21 protein-coding genes, 1 tRNA gene and 2 pseudogenes are annotated in these 23,328 nt (G+C 64.2%); 8 read left to right on the forward strand and 16 right to left on the reverse strand.

Going from position 1 to position 23,328, the window contains the following annotated elements; all coding sequences use genetic code 11:
• Positions 1-29 precede the first annotated feature (29 nt).
• Positions 30-1,103, reverse strand: coding sequence for a DUF4241 domain-containing protein (locus tag R1H25_RS06270; RefSeq protein ID WP_317223069.1), 1,074 nt, complete (start codon positions 1,101-1,103; stop codon positions 30-32).
• 124 nt (positions 1,104-1,227) lie between these two features.
• On the opposite strand from R1H25_RS06270, the gene R1H25_RS06275 reads away from it, so the two are divergent.
• Positions 1,228-1,317, forward strand: a tRNA-Ser gene (locus R1H25_RS06275).
• A 65-nt stretch (positions 1,318-1,382) separates the two neighbouring features.
• Here R1H25_RS06275 and R1H25_RS06280 read toward each other — a convergent pair.
• Positions 1,383-1,598, reverse strand: coding sequence for an AlpA family phage regulatory protein (locus R1H25_RS06280; protein WP_317223070.1), 216 nt, complete (start codon positions 1,596-1,598; stop codon positions 1,383-1,385).
• Positions 1,599-1,611: 13 nt separating this feature from the next.
• On the opposite strand from R1H25_RS06280, the gene R1H25_RS06285 reads away from it, so the two are divergent.
• Positions 1,612-2,046, forward strand: coding sequence for a hypothetical protein (locus R1H25_RS06285; protein WP_317223071.1), 435 nt, complete (start codon positions 1,612-1,614; stop codon positions 2,044-2,046).
• 837 nt (positions 2,047-2,883) lie between these two features.
• Here R1H25_RS06285 and R1H25_RS06290 read toward each other — a convergent pair.
• Complete coding sequence (locus tag R1H25_RS06290; protein ID WP_129550508.1) at positions 2,884-3,105, reverse strand: hypothetical protein; 222 nt, start codon at positions 3,103-3,105, stop codon at positions 2,884-2,886.
• Between the two features lie 212 nt (positions 3,106-3,317).
• Here R1H25_RS06290 and R1H25_RS06295 point away from each other — a divergent pair.
• Positions 3,318-3,826: pseudogene (locus R1H25_RS06295) on the forward strand (hypothetical protein).
• On the opposite strand, the gene R1H25_RS06300 reads toward R1H25_RS06295, so the two are convergent.
• Both R1H25_RS06300 and R1H25_RS06305 read right to left on the reverse strand, forming a co-directional pair.
• Positions 3,820-4,185, reverse strand: coding sequence for a DUF6713 family protein (locus R1H25_RS06300; protein WP_057500581.1), 366 nt, complete (start codon positions 4,183-4,185; stop codon positions 3,820-3,822). The pseudogene R1H25_RS06295 and the gene R1H25_RS06300 overlap by 7 nt on opposite strands.
• Before the next feature lie 190 nt (positions 4,186-4,375).
• Positions 4,376-7,129 (reverse strand): UvrD-helicase domain-containing protein, encoded by a 2,754-nt coding sequence (locus tag R1H25_RS06305; RefSeq protein WP_317223108.1) that lies wholly within the window; start codon positions 7,127-7,129, stop codon positions 4,376-4,378.
• A gap of 179 nt (positions 7,130-7,308) precedes the next feature.
• On the opposite strand from R1H25_RS06305, the gene R1H25_RS06310 reads away from it, so the two are divergent.
• Positions 7,309-8,043 (forward strand): hypothetical protein, encoded by a 735-nt coding sequence (locus tag R1H25_RS06310; RefSeq protein WP_229301048.1) that lies wholly within the window; start codon positions 7,309-7,311, stop codon positions 8,041-8,043.
• 68 nt (positions 8,044-8,111) lie between these two features.
• On the opposite strand, the gene R1H25_RS06315 is transcribed toward R1H25_RS06310, so the two are convergent.
• On the reverse strand, positions 8,112-9,101 hold the full coding sequence (locus tag R1H25_RS06315; RefSeq protein WP_317223073.1) for an MDR family oxidoreductase: 990 nt from the start codon (positions 9,099-9,101) through the stop codon (positions 8,112-8,114).
• Positions 9,102-9,203: 102 nt separating this feature from the next.
• Here R1H25_RS06315 and R1H25_RS06320 point away from each other — a divergent pair, with 102 nt between their 5' ends.
• The 4 genes and pseudogenes from R1H25_RS06320 to R1H25_RS06335 all read left to right on the forward strand — a co-directional run.
• A complete protein-coding gene (locus tag R1H25_RS06320; RefSeq protein ID WP_317223074.1) occupies positions 9,204-9,551 on the forward strand; it encodes a helix-turn-helix domain-containing protein in 348 nt (115 codons plus the stop codon).
• 148 nt (positions 9,552-9,699) lie between these two features.
• The gene (locus tag R1H25_RS06325) at positions 9,700-10,563 is read left to right on the forward strand and encodes a hypothetical protein (RefSeq protein ID WP_099590075.1); all 864 of its coding nucleotides are present in this window, start codon (positions 9,700-9,702) and stop codon (positions 10,561-10,563) included.
• Positions 10,564-10,593: 30 nt separating this feature from the next.
• Entirely contained in the window at positions 10,594-11,919 is a 1,326-nt protein-coding gene (locus R1H25_RS06330) for an XVIPCD domain-containing protein (protein ID WP_317223075.1), read from the forward strand.
• Positions 11,920-11,943: 24 nt separating this feature from the next.
• Positions 11,944-12,196, forward strand: a pseudogene (locus R1H25_RS06335) (hypothetical protein); the annotation flags it as partial.
• Positions 12,197-12,324: 128 nt separating this feature from the next.
• On the opposite strand, the gene R1H25_RS06340 reads toward R1H25_RS06335, so the two are convergent.
• The 10 genes from R1H25_RS06340 to R1H25_RS06385 form a co-directional block, all read right to left on the reverse strand.
• Positions 12,325-12,702, reverse strand: a complete 378-nt coding sequence (locus R1H25_RS06340) for an EF-hand domain-containing protein (RefSeq protein ID WP_317223076.1) — start codon at positions 12,700-12,702, stop codon at positions 12,325-12,327.
• A 30-nt stretch (positions 12,703-12,732) separates the two neighbouring features.
• Positions 12,733-13,113: a hypothetical protein gene (locus tag R1H25_RS06345; protein ID WP_317223077.1), complete on the reverse strand. Its 381-nt coding sequence runs from the start codon at positions 13,111-13,113 to the stop codon at positions 12,733-12,735.
• A gap of 90 nt (positions 13,114-13,203) precedes the next feature.
• Positions 13,204-15,174 carry a MacB family efflux pump subunit gene (locus R1H25_RS06350; RefSeq protein WP_317223078.1) on the reverse strand — a complete coding sequence of 657 codons (1,971 nt, stop codon included), beginning with the start codon at positions 15,172-15,174 and terminating at the stop codon, positions 13,204-13,206.
• Positions 15,171-16,358 (reverse strand): efflux RND transporter periplasmic adaptor subunit, encoded by a 1,188-nt coding sequence (locus R1H25_RS06355; RefSeq protein ID WP_317223079.1) that lies wholly within the window; start codon positions 16,356-16,358, stop codon positions 15,171-15,173. The genes R1H25_RS06350 and R1H25_RS06355 overlap by 4 nt, the downstream gene beginning before the upstream one ends.
• A gap of 135 nt (positions 16,359-16,493) precedes the next feature.
• Positions 16,494-16,943, reverse strand: a complete 450-nt coding sequence (locus R1H25_RS06360; RefSeq protein ID WP_317223080.1) for a hypothetical protein — start codon at positions 16,941-16,943, stop codon at positions 16,494-16,496.
• Between the two features lie 292 nt (positions 16,944-17,235).
• Positions 17,236-18,585 carry a HAMP domain-containing sensor histidine kinase gene (locus tag R1H25_RS06365; protein ID WP_317223081.1) on the reverse strand — a complete coding sequence of 450 codons (1,350 nt, stop codon included), beginning with the start codon at positions 18,583-18,585 and terminating at the stop codon, positions 17,236-17,238.
• Complete coding sequence (locus tag R1H25_RS06370) at positions 18,585-19,259, reverse strand: response regulator transcription factor (protein ID WP_088026383.1); 675 nt, start codon at positions 19,257-19,259, stop codon at positions 18,585-18,587. The genes R1H25_RS06365 and R1H25_RS06370 overlap by 1 nt, the downstream gene beginning before the upstream one ends.
• Positions 19,260-19,619: 360 nt before the next feature.
• Positions 19,620-20,090, reverse strand: a complete 471-nt coding sequence (locus R1H25_RS06375) for a hypothetical protein (protein WP_057500574.1) — start codon at positions 20,088-20,090, stop codon at positions 19,620-19,622.
• Positions 20,087-20,653 (reverse strand): UDP-N-acetylglucosamine acyltransferase, encoded by a 567-nt coding sequence (locus R1H25_RS06380; RefSeq protein WP_049458660.1) that lies wholly within the window; start codon positions 20,651-20,653, stop codon positions 20,087-20,089. The genes R1H25_RS06375 and R1H25_RS06380 overlap by 4 nt, the downstream gene beginning before the upstream one ends.
• 491 nt (positions 20,654-21,144) lie before the next feature.
• Positions 21,145-23,286, reverse strand: a complete 2,142-nt coding sequence (locus R1H25_RS06385) for a TonB-dependent receptor (protein WP_317223082.1) — start codon at positions 23,284-23,286, stop codon at positions 21,145-21,147.
• Positions 23,287-23,328 lie beyond the last annotated feature (42 nt).

Here is a 23,328-nt window from a genome sequence, read left to right on the forward strand (position 1 = left end):
TGCCCGGCGTTTCTGTATTCCGGCGCCGATCAGTTCCGGCCGAACAGCCGGTCCCAGAAGCTGCGGCGTCGCGGTGCGGCCGGTGGCGGTTCGGCTGCAACGATGGGCACTTCCAGCACCGTCATCAGCTCCGCGCTGCGTGGCTTCTTCAGGAATCGCGCATAGTCCAGATAGCTGGTCACCTTGCTCATGTGCAGGCGTTCGGGCATCGCCGGTAAAGCGCCGCCCTGCAACAGCACCCGCAACGCCTCCGGACGGTCCAGGCGGATCGCCTCGAACAGCGCGGTGCCGCCACAGCCAGGTTCGATCTGGTTGGCGCGCTGCGGCGCATCCTTCAGCAGGGTGTGCAGCGCCTCCGCATCATCGCGTTCCACGGCCGCTACCAGCCGTGCCAACGCTTCGGCTTCTTCGGGCGGAAGACTGTCGCGATAGGCCTGGTCGGCGATCTCGCGCTCGTCGCGCCCATCACCGCCCTGGATGCACAGGAAATCGGTGACCAGAGCGACCGGAATGCCGGAGGTATCCAGCGCCCAGTAGCTCGGATAGACGCCGTCGCCCCAGCCGCTGGTGAATACGACCAGGCCATGCGGTGAGTCCTCGCCCCAAGGGCGGTATTCGGCGCCCTCATCCAGGCCGTCATGGTCGATCAGCGCATCCGACCACTCGCTGCCTTCGTCGCCATCGGCCTGTTCGATCAGGGCCAGCAGTGCATGCTGGGTGTCGGTATCCATGAAGCAGCCGATGCCGGCGTCGACCGGGTAGCCGATGAAGCTGTCCTCATCCAGTCCGGTCAGGTCCTGCGCGGTCCAGCGCGCCATCTGCCAGTGCAGGGCGGTCGCAGTGAGGGCTTCGCGGGGCTTGAACCAGACCACGGCTAGCGCCGGGCGGCCGCTGTGCATGATGATCTCGACCGGATGCCGACCCAGCGGAGCGGTGTAGTCGGCCAGCGCCGGCGCCTCGGCCTGGACCAGCGGATCGCAGACCACCAGCTGCCCGCTGCTGACCGGCAGGTGGCCGGCGAAGGTGCGGTGCAGGGCCACTGCGGCCAGCTGGGTGTCGTCCAGCAGGCTGGTGCGCAGGTTGGCCAGGTCGAGGTGGGCCATGGGGGTTCCGATTGCGGTGAAGGCCCCACCGTGCCGGATGCGAAGGGTGGGGGCAAGGGTGGTCTTGGGCAAATGCGCTTCACGTGCGAGAATACGCCGCTGCCCGGGCGACCGGGACCCGATTGGAGAGATGGCCGAGCGGTTTAAGGCACCGGTCTTGAAAACCGGCGAAGGGTTAAACCTTCCGTGGGTTCGAATCCCACTCTCTCCGCCAGTCTTTGCAAAAAGCTCCTAGAAATAGGGGCTTTTTCGTTTCTATAGCCTTTGCTAACCGCCCGCCTACCCATCCACCTGCAAAGGTCGATTCTGCGCGATTTGCTGCCGAACCCAGCCTTGCACCTCAGATTGCGTCCAGAGTGCGCGGCGACCGATGCGGATAGAGCGCGGGAAGCGGCCAGCCTTGGTCTCTCCGTAGATGAAGGTGGTGCCAATGCCGGTCATCTGGCGCACTCGATCGAGCGATAGGAGCTCTTCCAGTTTTTCAGCCGCGCCCATGGGCGAGTCCGGTATGAGCATCCTCAACGTTCTGTTACGCCCTCAGCTCCTGGTCGCGGTCGATACTCTCGCGGAGGACGCCCGCACCGGAGCGCATTCGTCCGGCGCAAAGATGCTGCTGATCCCGCAGTACAGCGGGGTGTTGGCGGCACGCGGGTCCACTCAGTTCTTTCTCCGCATCTACGAGCTCGCCCTCCAGGCAAGCTTCCGGGCAGACTTCGAGCAGCTGACAAAGGAGCTGGGGCTTGTGATCGAGAAGGTATGGCCGAGCTATGAGCGTGCTGCGGTCGACGCGGGCCTTCCGAAGCAGAGCTTGGGCACAGAACTTGTGCTTGGCGGCTGGCCGCCGGAACGTGGGCGGATGGAGGCAACGGCCTACGCCAAGAGCGACAGTGCTGTTCCCGCGATTGTGCAACCGCTAGCCGGGGGGGCTGGCTGCGCCAAGTGAACCACTGAGAGGCCGCCCGGACAGTTTTGCGTCGCAGGACGTCTTGGCTGCGGCGAGGCTTCAGGCGAACTACCTCAACGAGAAGATGGGCCGGCAATTCGCAGGTGGCCGCCTGCTGATCGGGTTGCTTCAGCAGGGGCAGGCGGTGGTGAAGGACCTTGGCAGCATCTGAGTGCATTGGCCTATCAAGGTCGAGCTGTGCACTGCGGTCCTTGGGTAGACCGCAGCGCACATCAGTCAATCTGTTACTTGGTTCTTACGGGCGTCCATCCGTAGTTCCATAGGAGTTCTGGCGCCATCGATTGACACGGGAAGGAGCCGATGAGGGTGCATGCTTCTTGTCGTGTGAAGGGCGGGTTGCCTGCCAGGATGATGGATAGAGTGTTGTCTACGCCTACGTGACACTGATCGTCTTCAGGCGGGCAGAATTCGGTGGCTCCGCATCCCGTAGTGATCTTTAGGAAAATGGAAGACGTCGTGTCGCCTCCCGACCATTGCACACCATTGCAGTATGTGGCGGTCTGCCCTATTGGTGAGCCGTTGGCGTCAAAGTAGATGTAGTTGCTCGCCTTGTAGCGAGCAGCGCTTGCGCTGGTGCTGATGGCTGTGAGCGACAAAGCCAGTAGAAACAAATTCACTGCTTTCACTGATACACCTCCATATGTAGAAATTGCACGCATCGACTAGGCTGCATGGAAGGTTCACTCGCGCGTGTTCAGCACATCGTCCTCGCTCTGGAACCTCCATGTCGGCAAATTGAGCCCTGTGGCATTGTCGTAGGGCTGGATGCAGCACTTCGTTGAAGAGCGCAGCGGCAAATGCAGCTGCGCCTGAACGTCACTGGAACTCGATGACTTCACGCATCGGTTGTGTCCAGGTGTCGGTCACCCAGCAGGTTCCCTCGTGGCAGAACGTCTGCGTGCATCGGGCCATGCCGCCGCCGGCAGGCACGCACGACGTGTGGAAAGAGGCAGCGTTAGCTGCGGGAACTACGCCTACAGCACCGGCCGCTCCAGCGGCAGCAACGACCAAACCAAGCAAGACACTTTGGATCTTCATGATCACTCCATTGTCAAGTTGATGAATGCCCGGAGGGCAACCGGAAGGTCTCAACCGACTTGGATGCTAGCAATAGGAAAATTGCTCACGACTCTGTAGGGAATTGCCGACAGGGCCGCTGGGAAGGGCATTTTTTGGGGGGGGCTGAGCAGTTAAGGCCGACTATTGAGCGAATCGCAGCGATTGAGGCGGCCAACTGTATCCTTCCGGCCATGCTTCCCTCGAAGGGCTACCAAGGCTTCCGAACCGCCCCGATTCCCTCCTCTGGCTGGGTCCAGACGGGTGAGCGCTGGGCGCTCTAGCACAACGCCGCGAGACGGCCAGCGTCACGCCTGATGGCGGTCCTGGGATCCGGCTATGGATGGAAGGCCAGAAGATGTGGCACACCAAGGAAGCGCGCGCTGCCAACGTCCGGCAGGCGAAGCGTCACGCCGGGCGCTGGTGCGCCGCCAGGCTGTATCCCGAGCTGCCTCTGCGTGAGGCCGTTGCCCGGCTGACCGACAGCACCCCGATCCAGCCGCCGCCGCCGCCCGGTCTGCCACCGACCCGCGAGCAGCAGCAACAGGCTCGGCGCTTGGCCGAGGCCGGAGCGAAGGAGGTCGAGCGGATCAAGGCGGCGCTGGAACCGCGCCGACCGCCGAGGGAGACCAAGCCCAAGGCAAAGGATCCCATGAAGGCGTGGGTCGGGGCGGCGCAGGCCCAGCTCCGCCGTGGCTACTGACCAGTGGCCGGCTTCCGGCTGCTAAGCAGCAGGCCGGCGCCGGCGATGAGACATGCTGCTAGGACTGCGATGGACAGAGGGAGATGGAATTCCTCACGCCCAGCAATTGCAAATGCGACGTGGATTGCCGCAGTGCCGGCACCCACTAACCCGCATAGGCGGGCATACGCTCGCGCGGACGGCTTGGCCAGCGCGACCTGGCGATACCCGCGCAGCAGGGCGCCCACAGCGGCCAGGTTGAAGACCAGGAACCCTTGGATCCCGCCCGGGACACTGAACATGTCCCATTCATGCCAGAAGGCGGCGTCGATCTGGTGCAGGATCAAGGCTAGCAGTGTTGCCAGATACCACCGTTCCATGGGGAGTTCCATCCAAAAGTGTGCGAAGTCTAGCAGCCGGGTTCCGCTGAAGAGCAGGGCAAGCGTTATGCCGAACCCAGATGCGCGGCCAAGTTCTATCCTGACTTTCATCTGCGTGGCGCCGTTGCCAAGATCGTCGATAGCGCTTCGATCCAACCGGCACCCCAACACCCGCCTGCCGCCGACCCGGCTACCCGCGACGCCCACCCTTCGGCTTGTTATGGCACGACGGGTAACTGGAGCACGACCGGAAGGCCCCATGCGGCCCATTGCGGTCCACGAACACGCCCACCTTGCACACCGGGCAGCGCTCTTCGTGGATCGGCGCGCCTGAAATCCCGGTCACCTCCACAACACCTTCCTCCACCAGCTCATCCAGGAATGGCGAGTGCTTGCCCTGCAGGGTGAACATCGCAACCGAGCGTCGCGCACGCGTCAGCGCGACATAGAACAACCGCCGTTCTTCGCTCAGCGGATAGGTATCGCCGTCCGGCATTGCCAGCGAAAGCACCGGGTCATCCGCGCGCAGGCTCGGAAAGCTGCGGTTGACCATGCCCGGCAGAACAACGTAGTCCGCCTCGCGTCCCTTCGACCGATGGACCGTGAGGAACTCGACGTCCATCATGCTGCCGAAGGCCGTCTTCCAATCCGAAGGCACTGCACCCCGATCCGCGCGGTAACGCCCCAGAACAAAGACCGTCACGCGCCCGTTGCGGCCCTGTGGAACGGCACCGGACAGCAGCTGCTGATGCAATGTGGCGAGGTATTGGCGAACGCCATCCTGCACCTCCTCACGCCGGTGCATCTGGAACGCCTGCAGCACCGGGCCCATCGCCGGTGCAGCAGACCGAACCGTCTTGGCAATCTGCGCTGGATTCCGGCTGATGAAGCGGCTGGACGCATCGCAGAGTGCCTGCGGGCAGCGGAATGTCTGCTCCAGTTTCAGCACCTGGCCTTGCCCCATCCATTCGCGGAATCCGGTCATCACTGAAACGTCGGCGCCGGCGAAGCGATTGATCGACTGCCAGTCATCGCCCACCGCAAACAGGTAGCGCCCTGGTTTACTGACCAAGGCGCGGCAGAGCCGGGCGCGGGCACGCGAGGCGTCCTGGAACTCGTCGGCCATCACCAGTTCGTAGGGCGATTCATAGCGGCCCTGTTCCAGCAGTCCGGCCGCCATGTTGAGCATGTCTTCGAAATCGATGCCGTGCTCGTCAGTCAGTGCGTTGTCCCAAGCCTGGAAAACAGGGCTGGCAATCTCCAGGAAGCGCCGATGCCGTTCCTTGAACTGATCTTCGGGCATCTGCCGCAGGCGCTCGGCCATGTCATCCAGCGTCAGGCAGTTGCTCTTTGCGTGGGCAATGAATGTGCGCATCAGCCCGATCAGGTCTGCGTCCGGCATGGGCTTTGCGCCCTGCTCGGGTAGCTCGCGGTCGGGGTTGGGGTCGAGTTCGACACCGGACCCGTCAAGCCTCTCCGCAAGATCCTGCAGGGCATGTCCACTGCGAAGACCGAACGAGGTGGTCTCGACAAGGGCGGTGCCGCGTGCCGCGTGCTGCTGGCGCTTCCAGTGCATACCTTCGGCGTAATGGGCGAAGTGCGCCGGTGGCTGGCCATCGGCATCCAGCGCAAAGTGTTCGTGATACAGCCCGGCGTCCGGGTAATAGAAGTCGGGGCGATACTGGCGATGGGTGTCGGTGGCCGTATCGAATTCGTAGCGCCGCTCGTAGTCGTACGCCACGCCGTTGTAGAACAGCCAGTCAGCGATGACGCACTCTTCCAGGCTCTTCACCCGCTCACCCTGCAGGGCGCGGATGTAGGGCGTGCCATCGCGGTCGTAGCCGTCGGCCTCCATTTCCGCACCGAGTGGCGGCAGGTCGCGCCCGAACACCAGGCGGAACATGTCCCATTGGGTGCGGAAGTGGGTCGAGCGGTCCTTCAGGTCGTCCACCAGTTCGGCCAGCTTGTTGAAGCCCAGTGTGGCGTCAGTGGTCCATTCCGGGATATCGGGCTTGCGCCCCGTGGCTTTGGCGATGATGGCCAGGCTCAGGGCGTGGAAGGTCCGCGACTCAACCACGGTGTCGCCCATGCCGAGCCGATCGAAGGATCGCTGCGCGCGCTCCTCCAGCTCCTTGGCAGCGTCCTTGTTGAAGGCGAGCATCACGATGCGTTCGGGTTCGACAAAGCCCCGATCAATGGCATAAGCGGCCTTGGCGACCATAGTGGAGGTCTTGCCGGAACCGGCCGCGGCCACGACCTGGACCCGGTTGTCGAAGCAGATGACGGCGCGGGACTGTTCCTCGGTCAGCGGCTTGCTCTCGACCCGGTCCAGGAAGTCCTTGGCCAGCACCAGCTCCCGCGTCGCCATGGTCGCATTGGCGTCCCCCCATACGGCGGGCCAATCCAGCTGCCAGTCGTGCAGGGCATCCAATGCGGCACGATGGCTATGGGAGTGCAGGTCGTCGTGCACATCCTCATCAAGGAACAGCCGTTCCAGCTCGGCGGGCGACAAGGGCAGGGTGGGGCGCCCGGCCAGCAGGATGTGCTGCTGTTCGTGGGTGATCCAGCGGCGGCCGGCGGTGCCCCGGTCAGTGAGGGCGTCGGCCTCGGCCAGCCACGATTGGATCTGCTCCAGGATGTCCTCGAAAAGCGCCTTGCGCCCGCGTGTGGTGCGCGCGAAGAGCACCTGCTGGACAGCAGCCGCGAGGCGGGAAGCTTGGCCGTTGGGCAGGCCGTCCACGGACAGCGTTTCGCCGTCCTCGCTCTGCAGCGCAACCCTGGCCCAGAACACGCCCGGAAGAATCCGCACACGCTGGTCATCATCGATGTGTTGGCGGTACTGCCGGCCTTCAATCAGAAGCTCGACATGCTCGCCATCCAGCCGCAGCCGCCAGTCCGGCGAGCGGGTCACACGCTGGCCCCAGCCCGAGGGGCGCCATTCCATAGACATCCAGATACTGCCTTGCGTACGTCACTGGGCGTAAAGTGCCCTTACAGCCCCATGATAAGGGGGCTTGATCAGGCGCGTGACTGTTGCCGTGTGGTCGGAGTGGGTTAGGCTGTCGCCATGCCGTAGCGGATGGCTCCGACTACTCCGTGGATGGCGCCCCGGGAAGGAATCCAATGCCTGCAGGAATGTTCTCTACATCTGGCCGCAACTGCCTTCTGGCTGTTGTACTGTCTTTGGCAGCACTGCCTGCGGCGGCGCAATCGTCCACCCCATCACTGTTCTGTGGCTTCTGGACTGAGGAAGCGGACGGAACATGGAGTGTGTCCCGGGAGGTGGACGCAGCAACGGGTGCCACGGCATCGCGCGACACCTACGAATGGACGTCAAACAGCACGCCATTCGGCACTGGCATGGCCAGCAGCTGGACCCTGAATTACTACTGGCCACAAGACGCGACGCGCCAGAAGGCTGTTCCAGAGGCTGAGGTCGTAGTGGTCATGGGTTTCCGTTTTGACGCCAAGGAAATCGGCCAGGAGCCGAAGGATCCCGGACACACCTGGATACACCTGTATCGGTCGGAAGATCCGAACAAGCAGTTTTCGGTCTACTCCACTAGCCTGACAGGCAATATGGACTGGAATCGCCTCCGAAACGGAAACCTCGGCGGAAGGGCTTTTCTGTCTTTGGATACGCTGCTGGCTTACGGTACGGGCCTGGAAAAACTGGTGTGGCACATCCGCGGTGCGCCTAACGCTCTGGGTGTGACGGAAAGTTACGCCAAGGGCGTGCTGCCCATCGCGACGATGCGCAGCAAGCTGGCGAAGATTCCGAAGCTACGTGCTGAACTGGACCGGAAAGCGGGGAAGTTCCGCAGCGAATGCAAGCTGCCGATTGAAGTTTCAGAATAGCGCTGCATTGACGCACAGCACGGCATCGGCCCCGCGGCGCCAGCGTGCCACCGCGGGACTGCCTGTCGTCACGCATTCACATCCACAACAATCCGCCCACGCACCTTGCCCGGAATGATCTGGTCGTAGACGTCCAGCACGCCGGCAAGCCCGATCAACTGCACCGTGCTTTCCAGCTTCTGCGCATCCAGGTCGGTGGCAAGCCGGTCCCACGCACGTTGGCGAACGTCCTGCGGCGCATTCACCGAATCCACGCCGGCAAGGGTCACATTGCGGAGGATGAAGGGCAGCACCGAGCCGTGCAGTGCATCGCTCTGCGCCAGACCACAGGCAGCGACGGCACCGCGGTATTTCGTCTCGGCAATCGCGTTGACAAGGGTAGGGCCACCCGCCACATCCACCACGCCGGCCCAGCGCTCGGCGCTCACCGGCCGGTCGCGCGGCTCTGAAAGCTGTGCGCGATCGATGATCTCGGCCGCGCCCAGGCTGTGCAGGTACTCGGCGTGTTCGAGGCGCCCGGTAGCGGCCACCACGCGATAGCCCAGCTTTGAAAGGATTGCCACCGCGATCGAACCGACGCCACCGTTGGCGCCGGTCACCAGCACATCGCCGTTGTCGGGCGTCACACCGGCATGTTCCAGGGCCAGCACGCACAGCATGGCGGTGTAGCCGGCGGTACCGATGGCCATGGCATCGCGGGTGGTCAGGCTGCCGGGAATCCTGTTGAGCCATTCGCCTCGCACGCGGGCGCGCTGTGCCAGGCCGCCATGGTGGCCCATGCTCAGGTCCCAGCCATTGAGTACAACGCGGTCGCCTGGCTTGAAGTCGGGCGTGCTGGATTCCAGCACCACGCCTGCCAGATCGATGCCGGGAATGAGCGGGAACTTACGGATGACCGGACTCTTGCCGGTGAGGGCAAGCGCATCCTTGTAGTTGAGTGTGGAGTACTCGACCTGCACCAGCACGTCGCCGTCCATCAGGTTGGCATCATCGAAATCGACCAGTTCCGTGGATACGCCGTCGTTCGTTTTGCGGGTCAGCAGTGCCTTGAAACTCATGGTGGGGGCTCACGTTCAGTGGATGCGCCCATGCTAGGCTCGCACCGTTATCGCAACAAGAACGATGATTTTCCGTAGGTACTATGGTTTTCCGGAGTATTCATGCGCAGCAAGCGTTGGGACGGCAAGAGCGGGTGCGCCGTGGAGGTCACGCTGTCGGTGATAGGGGGCGTGTGGAAGCCCGTCATCCTCTTTCATCTGGTGACGGGCAAGCGGCGTTTCATGGAACTGTCGCGGCGGGTGCCCAATGCCACCCAGTCCATGCTCACCAGCCAGCTGCGTGAACTGGAAGCCGATGGCGTGGTGATCCGCCACGTGTACCCGGAAGTGCCGCCGAAGGTGGAGTACGAGCTTTCCGAGTTCGGCCGCACGCTGGTGCCGGTGCTGCTGGCGATGCGCGAGTGGGGTGAAACCTATCGCGGCCATGGGAGCACGGACAGCGACGGCTGAGACCTAGAGTGGAGCGCCGAAGCAATAACCGCAGCACCGCAGGCAGCGCATGAGCGCCGCCTGGTTCCATGAAGGGTTGCGATGCGGTTCCTGTTCCGTTGACGCCCGGTTCCCTATAGTGGCGCCGGAACCCTGCAACGGAATGCCCATGCACGTGATGTCCCCCAGCCGTTGCCTGACGCTTGCACTTGCCATCGCAGTGAGTGCCAGCGCGTGTGCGCGGCCACCGTCCACCGAACTCGAAAGGAATCCCGCCATGTCCGGCGCAACGCAGACGGGTCGCACGATCAACGGTCACACCTATACCGATGCCCCCGTGGACGTGAAGCTGGGGCCGAACATTTTCCGCATCCCGGCCAACTACCTGGACAGCCAGATCGCACCGTGGCCGGGCGAGGGCGTGACGCTGGTCATCGAGTGGCCGGACATGACGCCGACGCCGCCGGGCGCCCGGGCGAATCCGCGTACGAATGATTTCCGGAAGGAGATTCCCATTCGGATCAACTACGTCGATCGCGTCCCCGTTGAAACACTGCTTTCAAGGCTGTCGTCAAATGAAGCCATCACGGAGGAGGGCTCTGTGGAAAGGGAGGATCCCAGGGACCGTCTCGATCAACGCGTTGCACAGCCGGAGACCTTGGGCCTGACGCCCTATGCAATCGATGAGGCGAAGATGGTGGTGTACGCGAAGAAGTATGAGGCGCGGTACGGAAAGCCGCCTGTGCGCAATCCCGCCTACGAAAGAGACTGGTATATCGCACGTCAGGGCGACGGCCGGATCAGCTCGTTCATCAAATGTGACGGCGAGGAATTCCGACGCGACGGCGTGCGGCTGGAGGGGCGCGAGGTGATCAGTGAGCCTGGGGAAGTGGCAGCGGGCTGCGTTCATTACTTCGTGGACATCGACAACAAGCTGTCCGTCAGCCTGGACTACAAGAGAGCGTTTCTGAAGGACTGGAAGCGCATGGAAGAGGCCGTCAGGGACGTCATCGCGCGCACCCGGTCCAAGTGATCAGTGATTCAAGGAAGAGAAGGGCAGGGTATGAGTGGATTGACCGAACGGGATCTGAGCGTCCTTGGCAGCTATGCCAGAGACGGCAACCGCGAGCTTTACTGGAACTACCTGTCGCAACTGCCGGGAGCCGATGGATACGGGACACTGGCACTGGGTGTTGTACGCAATGACAGCCTGCCGGGACGCGTCGCGAACGCGTATGCACAACGCTACGCGAAGACCCAGCAGGACGAGGGGTCCCGGTTTTCAAATGCACAGTTGACGGAGCGGCAATGGGAGTCCTTTGGGCAGACCCTGCTCGAAAGAGATCTTGAGTTGCGGCAGCAGTGGATGAACGAGCGCCGTCCAGACCTGGCACTGAATCTTCCCGGCAAGGATGTGATGCTGGCTCACGACCGGGCATTTGAACGGCATGAACTTGATCCCAACTGCTGGACGCCGCGCGTGTTGCTGCAGGCGGCTGAACAGAAGAGCGGCCCCGCGAAGCTGGAACAGATCTGGACCAACATGCTCAACAACGACTACGCGGGCGGTCCACGCGTAGGCAACACCAGCGTCGATGCCGTCAGCCAGATGGGATGGACGAAAGGTGGCCAGTACCTGACCCGGTTGAGCGTGCTGGAAGCCACCCAGGCGCTGGAGGGCCGCTCGGCGGTCGATCCGAATGTCATCGGTGGCAACAGCTACTACGCGATGTACTTCGAAGCGGACAGGAAGTGGGCCAGTATCAGTGCGGGCGGCGGCCACATGTCGATGCGCGAGATCACCGATCCGGCCCGTATCGCCGAACTCAACGACGCGCGCGAGGTTCGTCTGGAACGGCAGGAAAAACGTACCCAGTTCCACCCGGACGACCCGTACCGGACCATTACCCGCAGCCCGCTTACCGCAGCCGTGGACGAAGTGCCGGATCCCTCGCAGGCACCGACCCGTCTGGCCGACATTGGTCCTGGCCACCGTGAGTACGCATTGATGCAGCAGGTGCGCGAAGGCGTGGCCGCGATCGATGCCGGCGCGGGACGGACCCACGATGAGAACAGCGAGCGCCTTGTGGCGAGCGTGATGGCATTGGCGCGCCACAACCAGCTCAAACGTGCCGACCATGTGCTGCTGAGCGCGCAGACCGCCGATCAGCCGGCCGGCCGCAACGTGTTTGTGGTGCGGGGTGAGTTGAATGATCCGGCGCATCTCCGGGTATCCATGCCCACGGACAGGGCGGTGCAGACGCCGGTCGAGCAGTCACTGCAGGCCATGCGGACAGTCGGTGCGGATCGTGAACAGACACACGCGCAGCGCCAGCAACAGGAGATCGATGTGCAGGCACGTGACACCGCGGCCATGCGCATGGGCTAGGGTCCCGGCTTGCCGCAGCTCCGCCTCGTGTGCCCGGACCGCCGCCTCGATGCTCTGCACCCGCCGTGTTCCACGGCCCCCTGGGCGTGTTTGGCTGGAACCCGGAAGTGTCGGCTGCCGCGACGGTGGTCGTGGCGAAGATCGACCGGATGACGCGTAAGGGTGAGTTCCGGTGGAGACGCTGGTGTGGGATGCGAAGGGCACCGTGCTTACCCAGCAGACGTTTCCTTCGTTTGAGCCACGACCAGGTGCAGCAGTGTTGTACAAGGTGCGCTGAGCGCCGCACGCTAGCTGGTAGATGCCCACCTTGCTGGGCGTTCTGGCCTTCGCGCGTGGTGATGGAACCGTGCCCACCAAGGTGGGCACCTACCACAGCGATGTGACGTCGCATCCGGTACCGGGACGCTACTTCGCCGGGGCGTCTGCTGTCTGCGCGGCCACCATGGCTTGCTGCATTTCCTTCAGCGACAGATAGCCATCGCCATCAGTATCCAGCGCCGCGAAATACTTCGCGATTTCCGGCACCACCGCGGCCTCCTTCCTGCTGATCTTTCCGTCTTTGTCGGCATCCATTTCCTTGAACGCGGCGTCGATGGAGTCGGCCTGCCTGCTGAAGCGTGCCTGCTGGTACCTCTCGTACTCGGACTTGTCGATGTGACCATCGCTGTTGCTGTCCATGACGGCGAAGCTGGAGTCGATATAGGCCAGCTTCGGGTCGCTGCTGGCGGCGTGGCCGATCAGCGGTGCGGTACACAGGGCGATGATGAGTAGCGTCTTGTTCATGCGGTCGGTTCCTTCGGAATGCAGAGCAGGTCAGCGGCAGGGATAGCTGTAGCCATCCGAACCTCGGTAGGTGTCGCTGCGGCGGTCGTAGTTGCCGTAGCGGTTCATGCAGTAGTCGGCGCGCTTGCGGATCTCACGCTCGCGCTTGGCCGCGGCGGCGATCACGCCGGCCACCACCGCCGCGCCCACCACGCCCACTACTACGCGCTTGGCCTTGGCATCGTCGCGCCGGTCGCGCTCGCGCTCGCGGCGCTCCCAGTCATCGCGCTGGCGGTCCTGGTAGCCTCGGTCCCAGCCAGAGCGGTAGCCATCCCGGTTCTGTGCGTGCGCCTGGCCCGCATAGGGCAGCAGTACCAGCAGCTGCAGTGCGGCACCCAGCAGCAATGCTGTACGTCCTGTCTTCTGAAACATCGCTCCGCTCCTTTGCGGCTGTGTTGTTCGTGCCAGTACAGCGCGCGGACATTGCGCGAACCTGTAGTCTTCTCCGCTGGACGCCGTCGTTCAGCGCACCAGCGCCTCCACCGGGTCCAGCTGAGCCGCACGGCGTGCTGGCAGGAAGCCGAAACCAATGCCGATCAGGCTGCTGCAGGCGAACGCTGCCAGAATCGAGGTCGTCGAGAACACCAGCGAAAAGCCGATGTCGGCCAGTGCCAGCACTGCCCCCAGCGCAAGCGCCACGCAGATTCCCAACACGCCACCAAGCAGGCAGACCAGGACCGATTCGATCAGGAACTGCTGCAGGATGTCGCTGCGGCGCGCGCCCACCGCCATGCGCACGCCGATCTCACGCGTACGCTCGGTTACCGACACCAGCATGATGTTCATCACCCCGATGCCGCCCACCACCAACGCGATGGCGGCAATGGAGCTGATCATCAGCGTGAGGATGCGGGTGGTCTGCTCGATTGAAGTGCGGATCTGCGCGTTGTTGCTCATGTAGAAGTCCTGCCGCCCGTGGCGGCGCTCCAGCAGCCGGCGGATGGAGGCTTCCGCGGCCTGCATGCCCACGGTGTCGGACACGCGCACGGTGATGCTGGATACATGGCTCTGCCCCAACATGCGCGCCATGGCAGTGGTGTAGGGCACCCAGACCTGCAGCAACGAGGCATCGCCGACGGCGCCGGCTTCCTTCTTCACCACGCCCACCACCCGCACCGGGACATTGCCAAGCAACAGGGTCTGGCCGATCGGGTCTTCCTGTGCGGCGAAGAACCGTGCGCGCGTGTTGGCGTCGATCACCACCACCTGCTGGTAACCGGCGACGGCGGACTGGCCAAAGAAGCGGCCTTGCCCCAGCTTCAGGCCGTGCACGCGGAAGTACTGCTCACTCACGCCCTGCATCTGCACGTTGGCCGAGCGGTTGCCACGTTGCGCGGTGCCGCTGCTGGCGACGCCGGGTGTGGCGCTGTCCACGAACGGTTGCCCGGCCAGCGCGGTGCTGTCGCCGGGCGTCAGGGTCTCGACCTGTGCGGCGTGCACATCGCCAAAGCCGGAGCCCGGATAGACCTCGATGGTGGTGGTGCCCAGCGAAGCGATGTTGGACAGGATGGCCTGACGTGCGCCCGTGCCCAGGGCTACCACCGACACCACCGAGGCAATGCCGATGATGATGCCGAGCATGGTCAGGAAGGTGCGCATGCGGTGCGCGTTCATCGCGCGCAGGGCCATGCGGAAGGCTTCGCTGAAGCGGTCGCGCAGAGCCTGCCAGCCGGTGCCTTCGCTGCGCGCCTGCAGGGTGGCTGCGGTGACGCCAGAGGCCGCTGTCGCGGCAGCGGTAGGGCGATCATCGACGATACGCCCATCGCGGATCTCGATGATGCGCTGTGCATGCTCGGCCACGGCCATGTCATGGGTGACCAGCACCACCGTATGGCCTTCGGCGTGTAGTTCGCCCAGGATCTTCATCACCTCCTTGCCGGACTGGGTGTCCAATGCGCCGGTGGGCTCATCTGCGAAGATCACCGCCCCGCCGTTCATCAGCGCGCGCGCGATCGACACGCGTTGCTGCTGCCCGCCGGACAGCTCGCCGGGCAGGTGTTGCATGCGTTCGCCCAGGCCCAGCCGCGCCAACAGCTCACCCGCCCGGGCATGGCGCATGGTGGCAGGCATTCCCGCATAGATTGCCGGCACTTCCACATTGCCCAGTGCGGTCAGATCGGTCAGCAGGTGGTAGCGCTGGAAGATGAAGCCGAAGTGCTCGCGGCGCAGTTCGGCGAGTTCATCGGGCGACATCTGTGCGGTTTCGCGACCGGCGATCTGATACGCGCCGGCCGAGGGCCGATCCAGGCAGCCCAGAATGTTCATCAGGGTTGACTTGCCCGAACCGGACTGGCCGACGATGGCCACCAGCTCACCGGCACGGATATCCAGATCGATGCCATCGAGTACGACCAGGGTCTGTTCGCCGGCTGCAAATTCGCGGCGGATGCCGCGCACACGCAGCAGTGGTGCATCCTTCTCTGCGCCCGTCATGGTTGTGCGGCTGCTGCGGCGGCATCGGCGGTCTGGGCCAGTACCACCTGCTCGCCCTGCTGCAGGCCACTGCGCACTTCAACGTTGATCTGGTCGTCCAGCCCGGTGGTGATGCGCCGCGGGGCAGGCTGGCCATCCGCGCCGCGGACCTGCACGCTGTAGCTGCCATCGGCGGCACGCGCGCCCAGTGCGGCTGAGGGAATCATCATCACGTCCTTCGCACGCCCCAGCACGATGCGCACCTGCGCGGTCATGTAGCTGCGCAGGCGGCCATCGGCGTTGTCCACGTCGAACTGGCCGTTGTAGTACATGGCCGTGCGGTTGGCGCCTGCCGAAGTGCCTGCGGGTGCGAAGCTGGAGGTATCCTCGTTGGTGATCGACTCGGGTGCCGGTGCGATGTCGCGCAACCTGCTGCTGTAGCGCCGGTCGCTGTCGCCGAGGATGGTGAAGAACGCTTCTTGTCCCAGTGCGGTGTGGACCACGTCGGCCTCGGAGATCTCGGCGTAGACGGTCATCACGTCCTGGTTGCCGAGCATCACGATGGTCGGTGCGCTCTGCACCGCATTGACCGTCTGTCCCTGTCGAGCGACCACGGCCAGCACGGTGCCATCGGTGGGCGCAGTGATGCGGGTGTAGCCCAGGTTGGTCTGTGCCACATCAACATCGGTCTGCCGCTGCACCACCTCGCCATCGAGTGCGGCGATCTGCTCACGGGTGGTATCGACCTTGGCCTTGGCCGCATCGTAGTCCGCGCGTGCGACCAGTTGCCTCGAAACCAGCGCCTGTTGGCGTTGAAGGGTCAGCTGGTACTGGCGCAGGTCGGTGGCCAGCGCGTCGCGGTTCGCGCGCGCGGTGCGCTGTGCCGCCTCTGCACTCAGCAACGCGTTGCGCTGGGTGCGCGAATCGATATCGGCAATCGGATCGCCAGCCTTCACCTTGTCGCCCAACTTCACGTACAGAGTCTCGATGCGGCCGGAGACCTGCGCGCCCACGCTTACCAGCCGCGAGGGCTTCAGCGTTCCGGTGGCTTCCACGACCTGCTCAATGTTGCCGCGGGTGACCGATGCCACCTGCAGTTGCGGTGCTGGTGTGGGCCAGAGCCACGCGAGGAGCGCCATCGTTGTGCAGAGGACTGCGGCAGCAATGATCAGCACGCGGCGGCGGTGGCTCGGTGCGGCGCTCATCGGCACAGCATCCAGAAAAGACAGGGCATCGTGGGTCCTCGCGACAGATGGGATTGCACGCCGGCAGGGCAGGCGTGGATGTCCTTCGAGTCTCTGTGCGCTGGATTGCGTGAACCTTGCGGTGGTGCAGGTGTTTCAGTAGGCAACGCCGGGCGTGAGCAGCGCCATTGCGATGAACTGGAGCATGCTGCCGAGCGCCAGCAGCATGTGGCGCAGGTGCTGTGCCGCCGTGTGCAGGCTCGAAAGCTCGCACATCGCGCCGGCCAGCAGCACGGCACATGCAGAAACGGACAGTGTCGCGGCAGCTGCACTGATCGCGATGATCAGCAATGTGGTCGCAATCATCACGGCGGCCGCATATACATGCAGGGTCCGCAGGCACCGCGGAACGGGGCGCAATGCAGCCCCCCGCCACACTGCCAGCATGTGCAGCGCGGCATGCACGACGACGAACAGCACCACGGCGGTGACCGTTGAGTGCGCGTGTCGATACGCTGAAGCCACCAGCGCAATGCCTGGGACCAGCAGGAACAGCGCAGAGAACAGGCGGATCAGGACGTCCGCTCGTTCGCGTTCGGGAATCATCCGCAGCCAGTGCGGCCAGTGTGCCGGCCCACGCCCGCGGCCCGCATGCGCGCGGCAGTTCCATGCTGCGGCGGTCAGGCTGGACGCACTCCGGGGAGGCGGGGTAGGTGTGGAAGAGGGCGGTGGAGAAGCTCCCTGTGTCACATGCAGGCTTCCTGTCAGATCCGGACGCAGCACCTGCAGGGGTGCCACTCATCTGCATGCTGGGCAGCGAACATTGCCGCAACCTTGCGCCTCAACCGCGGTCGCGGCGCGCGGACAGCCGGTAGTCATCCACGAAGAGGAGATGCGCTTAGTGCTCCTGCGTCGACGCGCCGGTGACGCCTGGATGCTGGGGAAACTCGACGCGGATCAGGGCGCCACCACCGGGAGCATCCAGTATCGTGACGTGGCCGCCGTGGCGGTCTATCACCTGCCGCACCAGGTTCAAACCCAATCCGGCGCCTGTCTGCCGGGGGCGCAGGCGCTGGAAGGGTTCGAACACGCGTTCGCGCTGGTCGACCGGAATGCCGGGCCCGTCGTCCTCCACCTCAAGGCTACTGCCCTGCACGCGCACGATGATGTGGCGTCCACCATGCTCGGCGGCATTCAGTACCAGGTTGGAGAGCACCCGTTCGATGGCGCCGGACTCGCCCAGCACCGGGAAGTTTGGTTCCACCGTCACGGCAACCGTCTTGTCGGACTGGATCAACAGGGGGGCGAGATCAGCGACGACCCGCTTGGCCACGCGGGCCAGGTTGAGAGAGTCCTTCGGCCCCTCTGCTTCCATGCGATGCAGGTCCAGAAGCTGCTCGGCCAGCGTCGCCAGTCGCGCGATCTCCACGCCGAGGCTGCGCGATGTGGCGTCGCCGGCCGCATCGATCTTCACCCGCAGGATCGCAATCGGCGTACGCAGCTCATGGGCGGCGGCGGCGATGAAGCGGCGCTGCCGTTCGTGCCCTTCGTCCAGGCGGTCAAGCGCTTCGTTCACCGCTGACACCAGGGGGGCGATCTCTACCGGTACTGCGGTCTCGGTCAGGCGGATCCCGCGCCGGCTGGCGGAGATGTTGCGGGCTTCCTGCGCGATGCGCTCCACACCGGCCAGGGCGCGACGCACGATGATCGGGGTGAGGATGAGAGTAGCCAGGCCCAGCAGCAGGAAGATCGGCAGAGTGATGATGTGTGCGGCCAGCGCCATCTGCCAGGTCAACGAATCGGTTTCGCCATGGGCCATGATGGTCAACTTGCCGGCCGGGCCGCTGTGCTGGCGTATAACCACGGCCAGGCCGTCGCTGCGGCCGCGTCCGCGCAGATCGCCATAGGGAATGCCGTCGAGGGCACCGATCAGCGATGCGTAGGCGGGTGGAACATGGCCGAATGTCACATGGTGACCCCTTTCATCCTCGGCGATGAACCACGCGCCGGGGACGATCTTCAGCAGCTCGGCCAGCTCCGGCGTGCGTTTCACGTACAGTTCGCCATTGCTGTCGCGGTGAACGGCCTCTGCCGCCACCGGGGCAAAGGTCTGGATGGTGAAGTAGCCGCCGCTGTCGACACGCACCAGCACCATCAGCAAGGCAAAGAATGCCACCAGCAGCGCGAGCAGCTGGTAGATCAGCGTTTTGACGATCAGCGGACGCTTCAGTGAGGGACGAAGCACCATTACTTCGTTTCCCGCATCAGATAGCCAACGCCGCGGATGGCATGGATTTCCACCCCGGCATCGGCGTCAGCCAGCTTGCGCCTCAGGCGTGAGACATGCGAGTCGAGCGTGTTGGAGTGGATGCCGTCATCGAAGCCATACACGGCCATTTCGATGGACTCGCGCAGCACCGTGCGGCCCAGCCGGCGGGCGAGGGCGGCCAGCACCCGGATCTCGCGGCGCGGAAGTTCCAGCCGCTGTCCACCCACGCTGGCTTCACCCGAGGCGGGGTCGAACAGCAGCCGCCCGATGCTCATCGGCTCCACCTGCATTCCACTCGGCCGGCGCGCGGCCGCCCGGATCCGCGCGAACAACTCTTCCAGTGCGAAGGGCTTGGCCAGGTAGTCGTCGGCGCCCTCATCCAGGCCGGTGATGCGGTCCGGCAACTGTCCCAGCGCGCTGAGCACGATGATCGGAACACCCGGGTTGCGCCCTCGCAGCACGGGAATCAGTCCCAGTCCGTCACCATCGGGCAGAGTGCGGTCCAGCAGCACAAGATCATGCGACCCGGAGAGGGCGGCTTCGCGGGCCAGGGCCAGGGTATTGGCCAGGTCCACCACGTAGCGCTCGCGCTGCAGGGCGGACTTCAGGGTAGCGGCCAGTTCGGCTTCGTCTTCGATCAGCAGGATGTGCATCGGCAGGGCTTGCGCAGGAAGGGGGCGTGGCGGGGTGGTTCGGCACGCGCCGGCACCGTATTACAGGAACATTGCGTGAACATGGCGTGCCTTCAGAGCCTGCCGGTGCGGCTCCAGTTCCTGGAGTGGCTGCTGCGGAAAGGCCGGGCAGATGTGCCCGGGTGACCATGTTGTCTTCAGCAGGGATGGCGATGAAGGGAGCGCCATCGCGGTGGGCAACAGGAACGGCTTCACCTCCACCTGGATGGCCCCGCTCGATGCTGCTGTCCCGCTTGCACCGATGCCGGCAAGGGGGGGAGTTGCCATCTCCCCCTCGGTGTCCAATACAACGATGCCCCTCGGAAGGGGCATCGTTGGGGCTTACGGCGTTGTCTTCGCTTGGCGCGGATCTGCAATGATGCGCGAGGGCGATCCATACAGCACCAGGACCCGCATGCCGGTGCTGAACACCGGATCGGGACCCTGCACAACCGTCATCAGATTGCCGTTCTCCGTCTGCACCACGTACTCCAGACCTTGGGTCTTGGAAAGTGCGCGTTCGGAAGCGGCACCGGCAATCGCGCCCACAACCAGGCCGCCGATGGCGCCAATGGCGGCCGCCTGATCGCTACCGCCAATGGTCGAGCCGGCGACGCCGCCAGCAGCTGCGCCTGCGACGGCACCGCCACCTTGGCTGCCGTCGATACTTACCGGGCGAACACTGATGACCGTGCCGCCGACAGTCCGATTGACCTGTCCCACCGAACCGATGGAGTAGCTGTCGGTTCGCACGTTGGGCGCGCAGGCCGTCAGCATTGCGGCAACTGACGCGCCCAGCAGCAGGCGCTTCACGGCGCTTCCTGCTTGTTCGGGAACATCGGCTTGGTGATGTCCACGGTCTCCAGCGCCTGCAGGAACTGGGCGATGTTGTTCTGCGCCGAGCGGCTGATCGACTCGCGAGCGCGGATGACACCGGCAAAGGCATAGTTGAACGGTACTTCGCCGGAGGCGCTGACATCCTGGGTGTATACGATGCTGCCGGTGGCGCGATCGATCAGCTCATACCGGGCGATCGTCTTGGTGGTCATCGAGGCGCCGAAATTCGGAATGTCGATGGCCAGGATCTTCACCGAAAGGCTCAGCTTCACCGGCGCGTCGTCACGGAAGACCGCCATCTTGTTCAACGCTTCGGTCAGTGCGTTCTGCCACATCTGCGGCACTTCGTGCTGGGCCTGCGCCGGAATCTTGCCCTTGGCCTCGTCCGGGCGCGCCAGGGTAACGGTCAGCGACTTCAGCTCACCGTCGATCTTCTTGCTGCTGACCCCGACGTTGGGAACCGAGAAATTGAGCGGAGGATTGGTGGTGCAACCCGCCAGCGACGCAGCGAGGATCGCTGCGAACAGGAACTTCTTCATCCATTTTCCCCTGTGATTACGTTGAAACATCCATGGTGAATCGTGTTTTCGTCCGCAACGTCGATGCTGTGCTTCAGCGGTCGCATGAAGGCGTGGCTGACTGCGCGCAAGGATACCTGAATTGGGGCGGCCTGCTATCTGGCATCGCCAGCGCTCAAACCGGCCGCCGGACGGGCGCGTGTCACCAGGGTAATCCGGCGAATGCCTGTGGGAGCGGACGGCTGCGGGTTGCTGCCTGGCGCTGACCGCGGCCCAACGGCATCTTGCTGCAAGTGTGTGCAGCTTGCCGGTCCACGGGCTGGAACTCACTGACCTGTTCGTTCTGGCAGGCGGCGAGCAGGGGCAGTAGCACCCATGGCAACGAGGGCTGCAGTAGGGTGCGGATCCGAGTCATTGCATCAGGCCTCATCCATGGGACGGGTCATTTGATCATGCCGGGTGCAGCCAAGAGCGGGCTTGCAAGCGCGCCCTTGGCGATAGGGAACGACGGCTCAGAAACTGTACGCCGCCTGCAGATACACCCGCCGCGGCTCACCCGGGAAATGTCCGTTGCGTTCGATGAAGCCACTGGCCGCGTACACCTTGTCGAACAGGTTCTTGACGTTGGCCTGGAACTGCCATTGCCTCCACGTGGTCTTCCAGCTCATGTCGAATACGGTGTAGGCCTTGACCGTCTGCCCATCCAGGCTGACGCGCTCGCCGACGTGATCGGCGCCAAAGCCGATGGCGGAATTGATCGCCGGCAGGTCATAACGCGTCCACACGCCCAGCGTGTTGCGCGGCGCGTTGGCGAATCGGTCGCCGGAGGCGTTGGTGATGCCACTCGGGCCGGCGTCCTTCACCCGCGCATCGTTGTAGGCATAGGTCAGGTTCAGCACCCAGCGCTCGGTGAGATCGGCCAGAAGGTCCAGCTCCATGCCGGTGCTGCGCACCAGGCCCAGCGCGGCCAGCTGGTTCACGCCACCGATCACCTCGCCGGTGGCCTGCACGATGTTGCTTCGGTCGATCCGGTAGGCCGCCATGTTCAAAGTCACACGGTCGGCCAGCAGCGACTTCATGCCCACTTCCCACTGCTTGCTGCGCTCGGCATCGAACGGTCCGCCAGCGGCCGGGCTCTGGTTGGCGGCGCTCTGCGGCACGAAACCACTGGCGACGTTGGCGTAGACATTCAGGCCCTCGCGTACGGTGAACGTGCTGCCCAGCCGCCAGCTGAGATCGTTGCCATCCACACTGCTGCCACTAATGCGATCCGCATCCTTGAAGCCATCCCAGCGCAGCCCGGCCAGCACATGCCAGCGCGTGCCCAGTGCCAGTTCGTCCTGCAGGTAACCGCCATAGCGCCTGCTGCGGGTTGAGGTGCTGCGCCAGGGCAGGGCGGCCAGGTTGTAGTCGTGCCAGGTACTGGCGCCATACACGGGATTGAACAGGTCGATGCCGCGCACCGGCCCGGCACCACGCGCAAGGTCAGCGCTGTTCGCGGTCTGTGCGGTGAAATCCGCGTCCAACTGGTACACATCGGCGCCGAACAGCACCTTGTGCTCAACCGTGCCGGTGGTCACCCGCCAGACTGCATTGCCGTTGGCAGTGAATGCTTCGTTGTCGCGTATCTGGTTGCGCAGCTGGCGCGTCATCCACTCGGCCACGCCATCGCGGTCACGATCGATCAGGCCCATCGGCTCGTGGTACATCTGGTGTTCGTTGTTGCTGAACCAGCGGGCGGCGAAGTCCAGGTCCAGAGTGTCGCTCGGCGCGAAACGGTACTGCGCCAGCGCCACTTTGGCGCGCATGTCGAGGAAGTCGCTGGCCTCGTTGTGGTTCCAGCGGCGGTCGGTCAGGAACGTGCCTGCATCGTTGACCGGCACGCCACGCAGGCGGTTGCCGCCAAGGTTCTGGGTGATGTCGGTGAACTGCAGCACCAGTTCGCCGGTCTGGCCAATGTCAAAGGCCAGCGAGGCATCGCCGATCACGCTTTCGCTGTCGGTGTTCCAGCGCACGCCCTTTTCACTGTCGGCATAGAGCCCGGCGCGATAGCGTACGCTGCCGGCGGCATTCAACGGCCCGGTACCCTCGATCGATCCGGCACGGAAGTCCTTGTTGCCCAGCTGGACCTCGATGCGGCGTTCGGCGCTGGCTTTCGGCTTGCGGGTCACGTAGTTGATGACACCGCCCGCATCACCACCGCCATACAGCGCACCGGCCGGCCCCTTCAGCACTTCCACGCGCTCGATGTTGAACAGCTGCGGCACCGAAAATCCTGCATACGGGTCGCCACGCAGACCGTCATACAGCACGTTCTCCTGGCGGAAGCCGCGCAGGGTCACCCCGGCATAGCTGAAATAGCTGATACCGCTGATGCTGCGATAGAGGTCGGTCACCTGACGCGCGGCCTGGTCGTCGATCAGTTCGCGCGGGATGACCTGGATCGACTGTGGGACCAGCTCCAGCGGTGTATCCGTGCGGGTACCGACCGCGGCATCGTCCACCCGGTACAGGGTTTGCGCACGTCCGCGGACCTCGACCTTGTCCAGGTCCTTGGGTGCGGCAGCCGAGGGCTCGGCAGCATGGGCAAGGGTTGCCAGGGGCAGGGTCAGTGCCAGGCACAGGGTGCGTTGCAGGGGCGTGGGGAGGGGCATTGGGAGGGGAGTATGTTTCTGCAAATGAGAAAGATTAGCATT

It is taken from the genome of Stenotrophomonas veracruzanensis (assembly GCF_032911525.1).
Lineage (GTDB): Bacteria > Pseudomonadota > Gammaproteobacteria > Xanthomonadales > Xanthomonadaceae > Stenotrophomonas > Stenotrophomonas africana.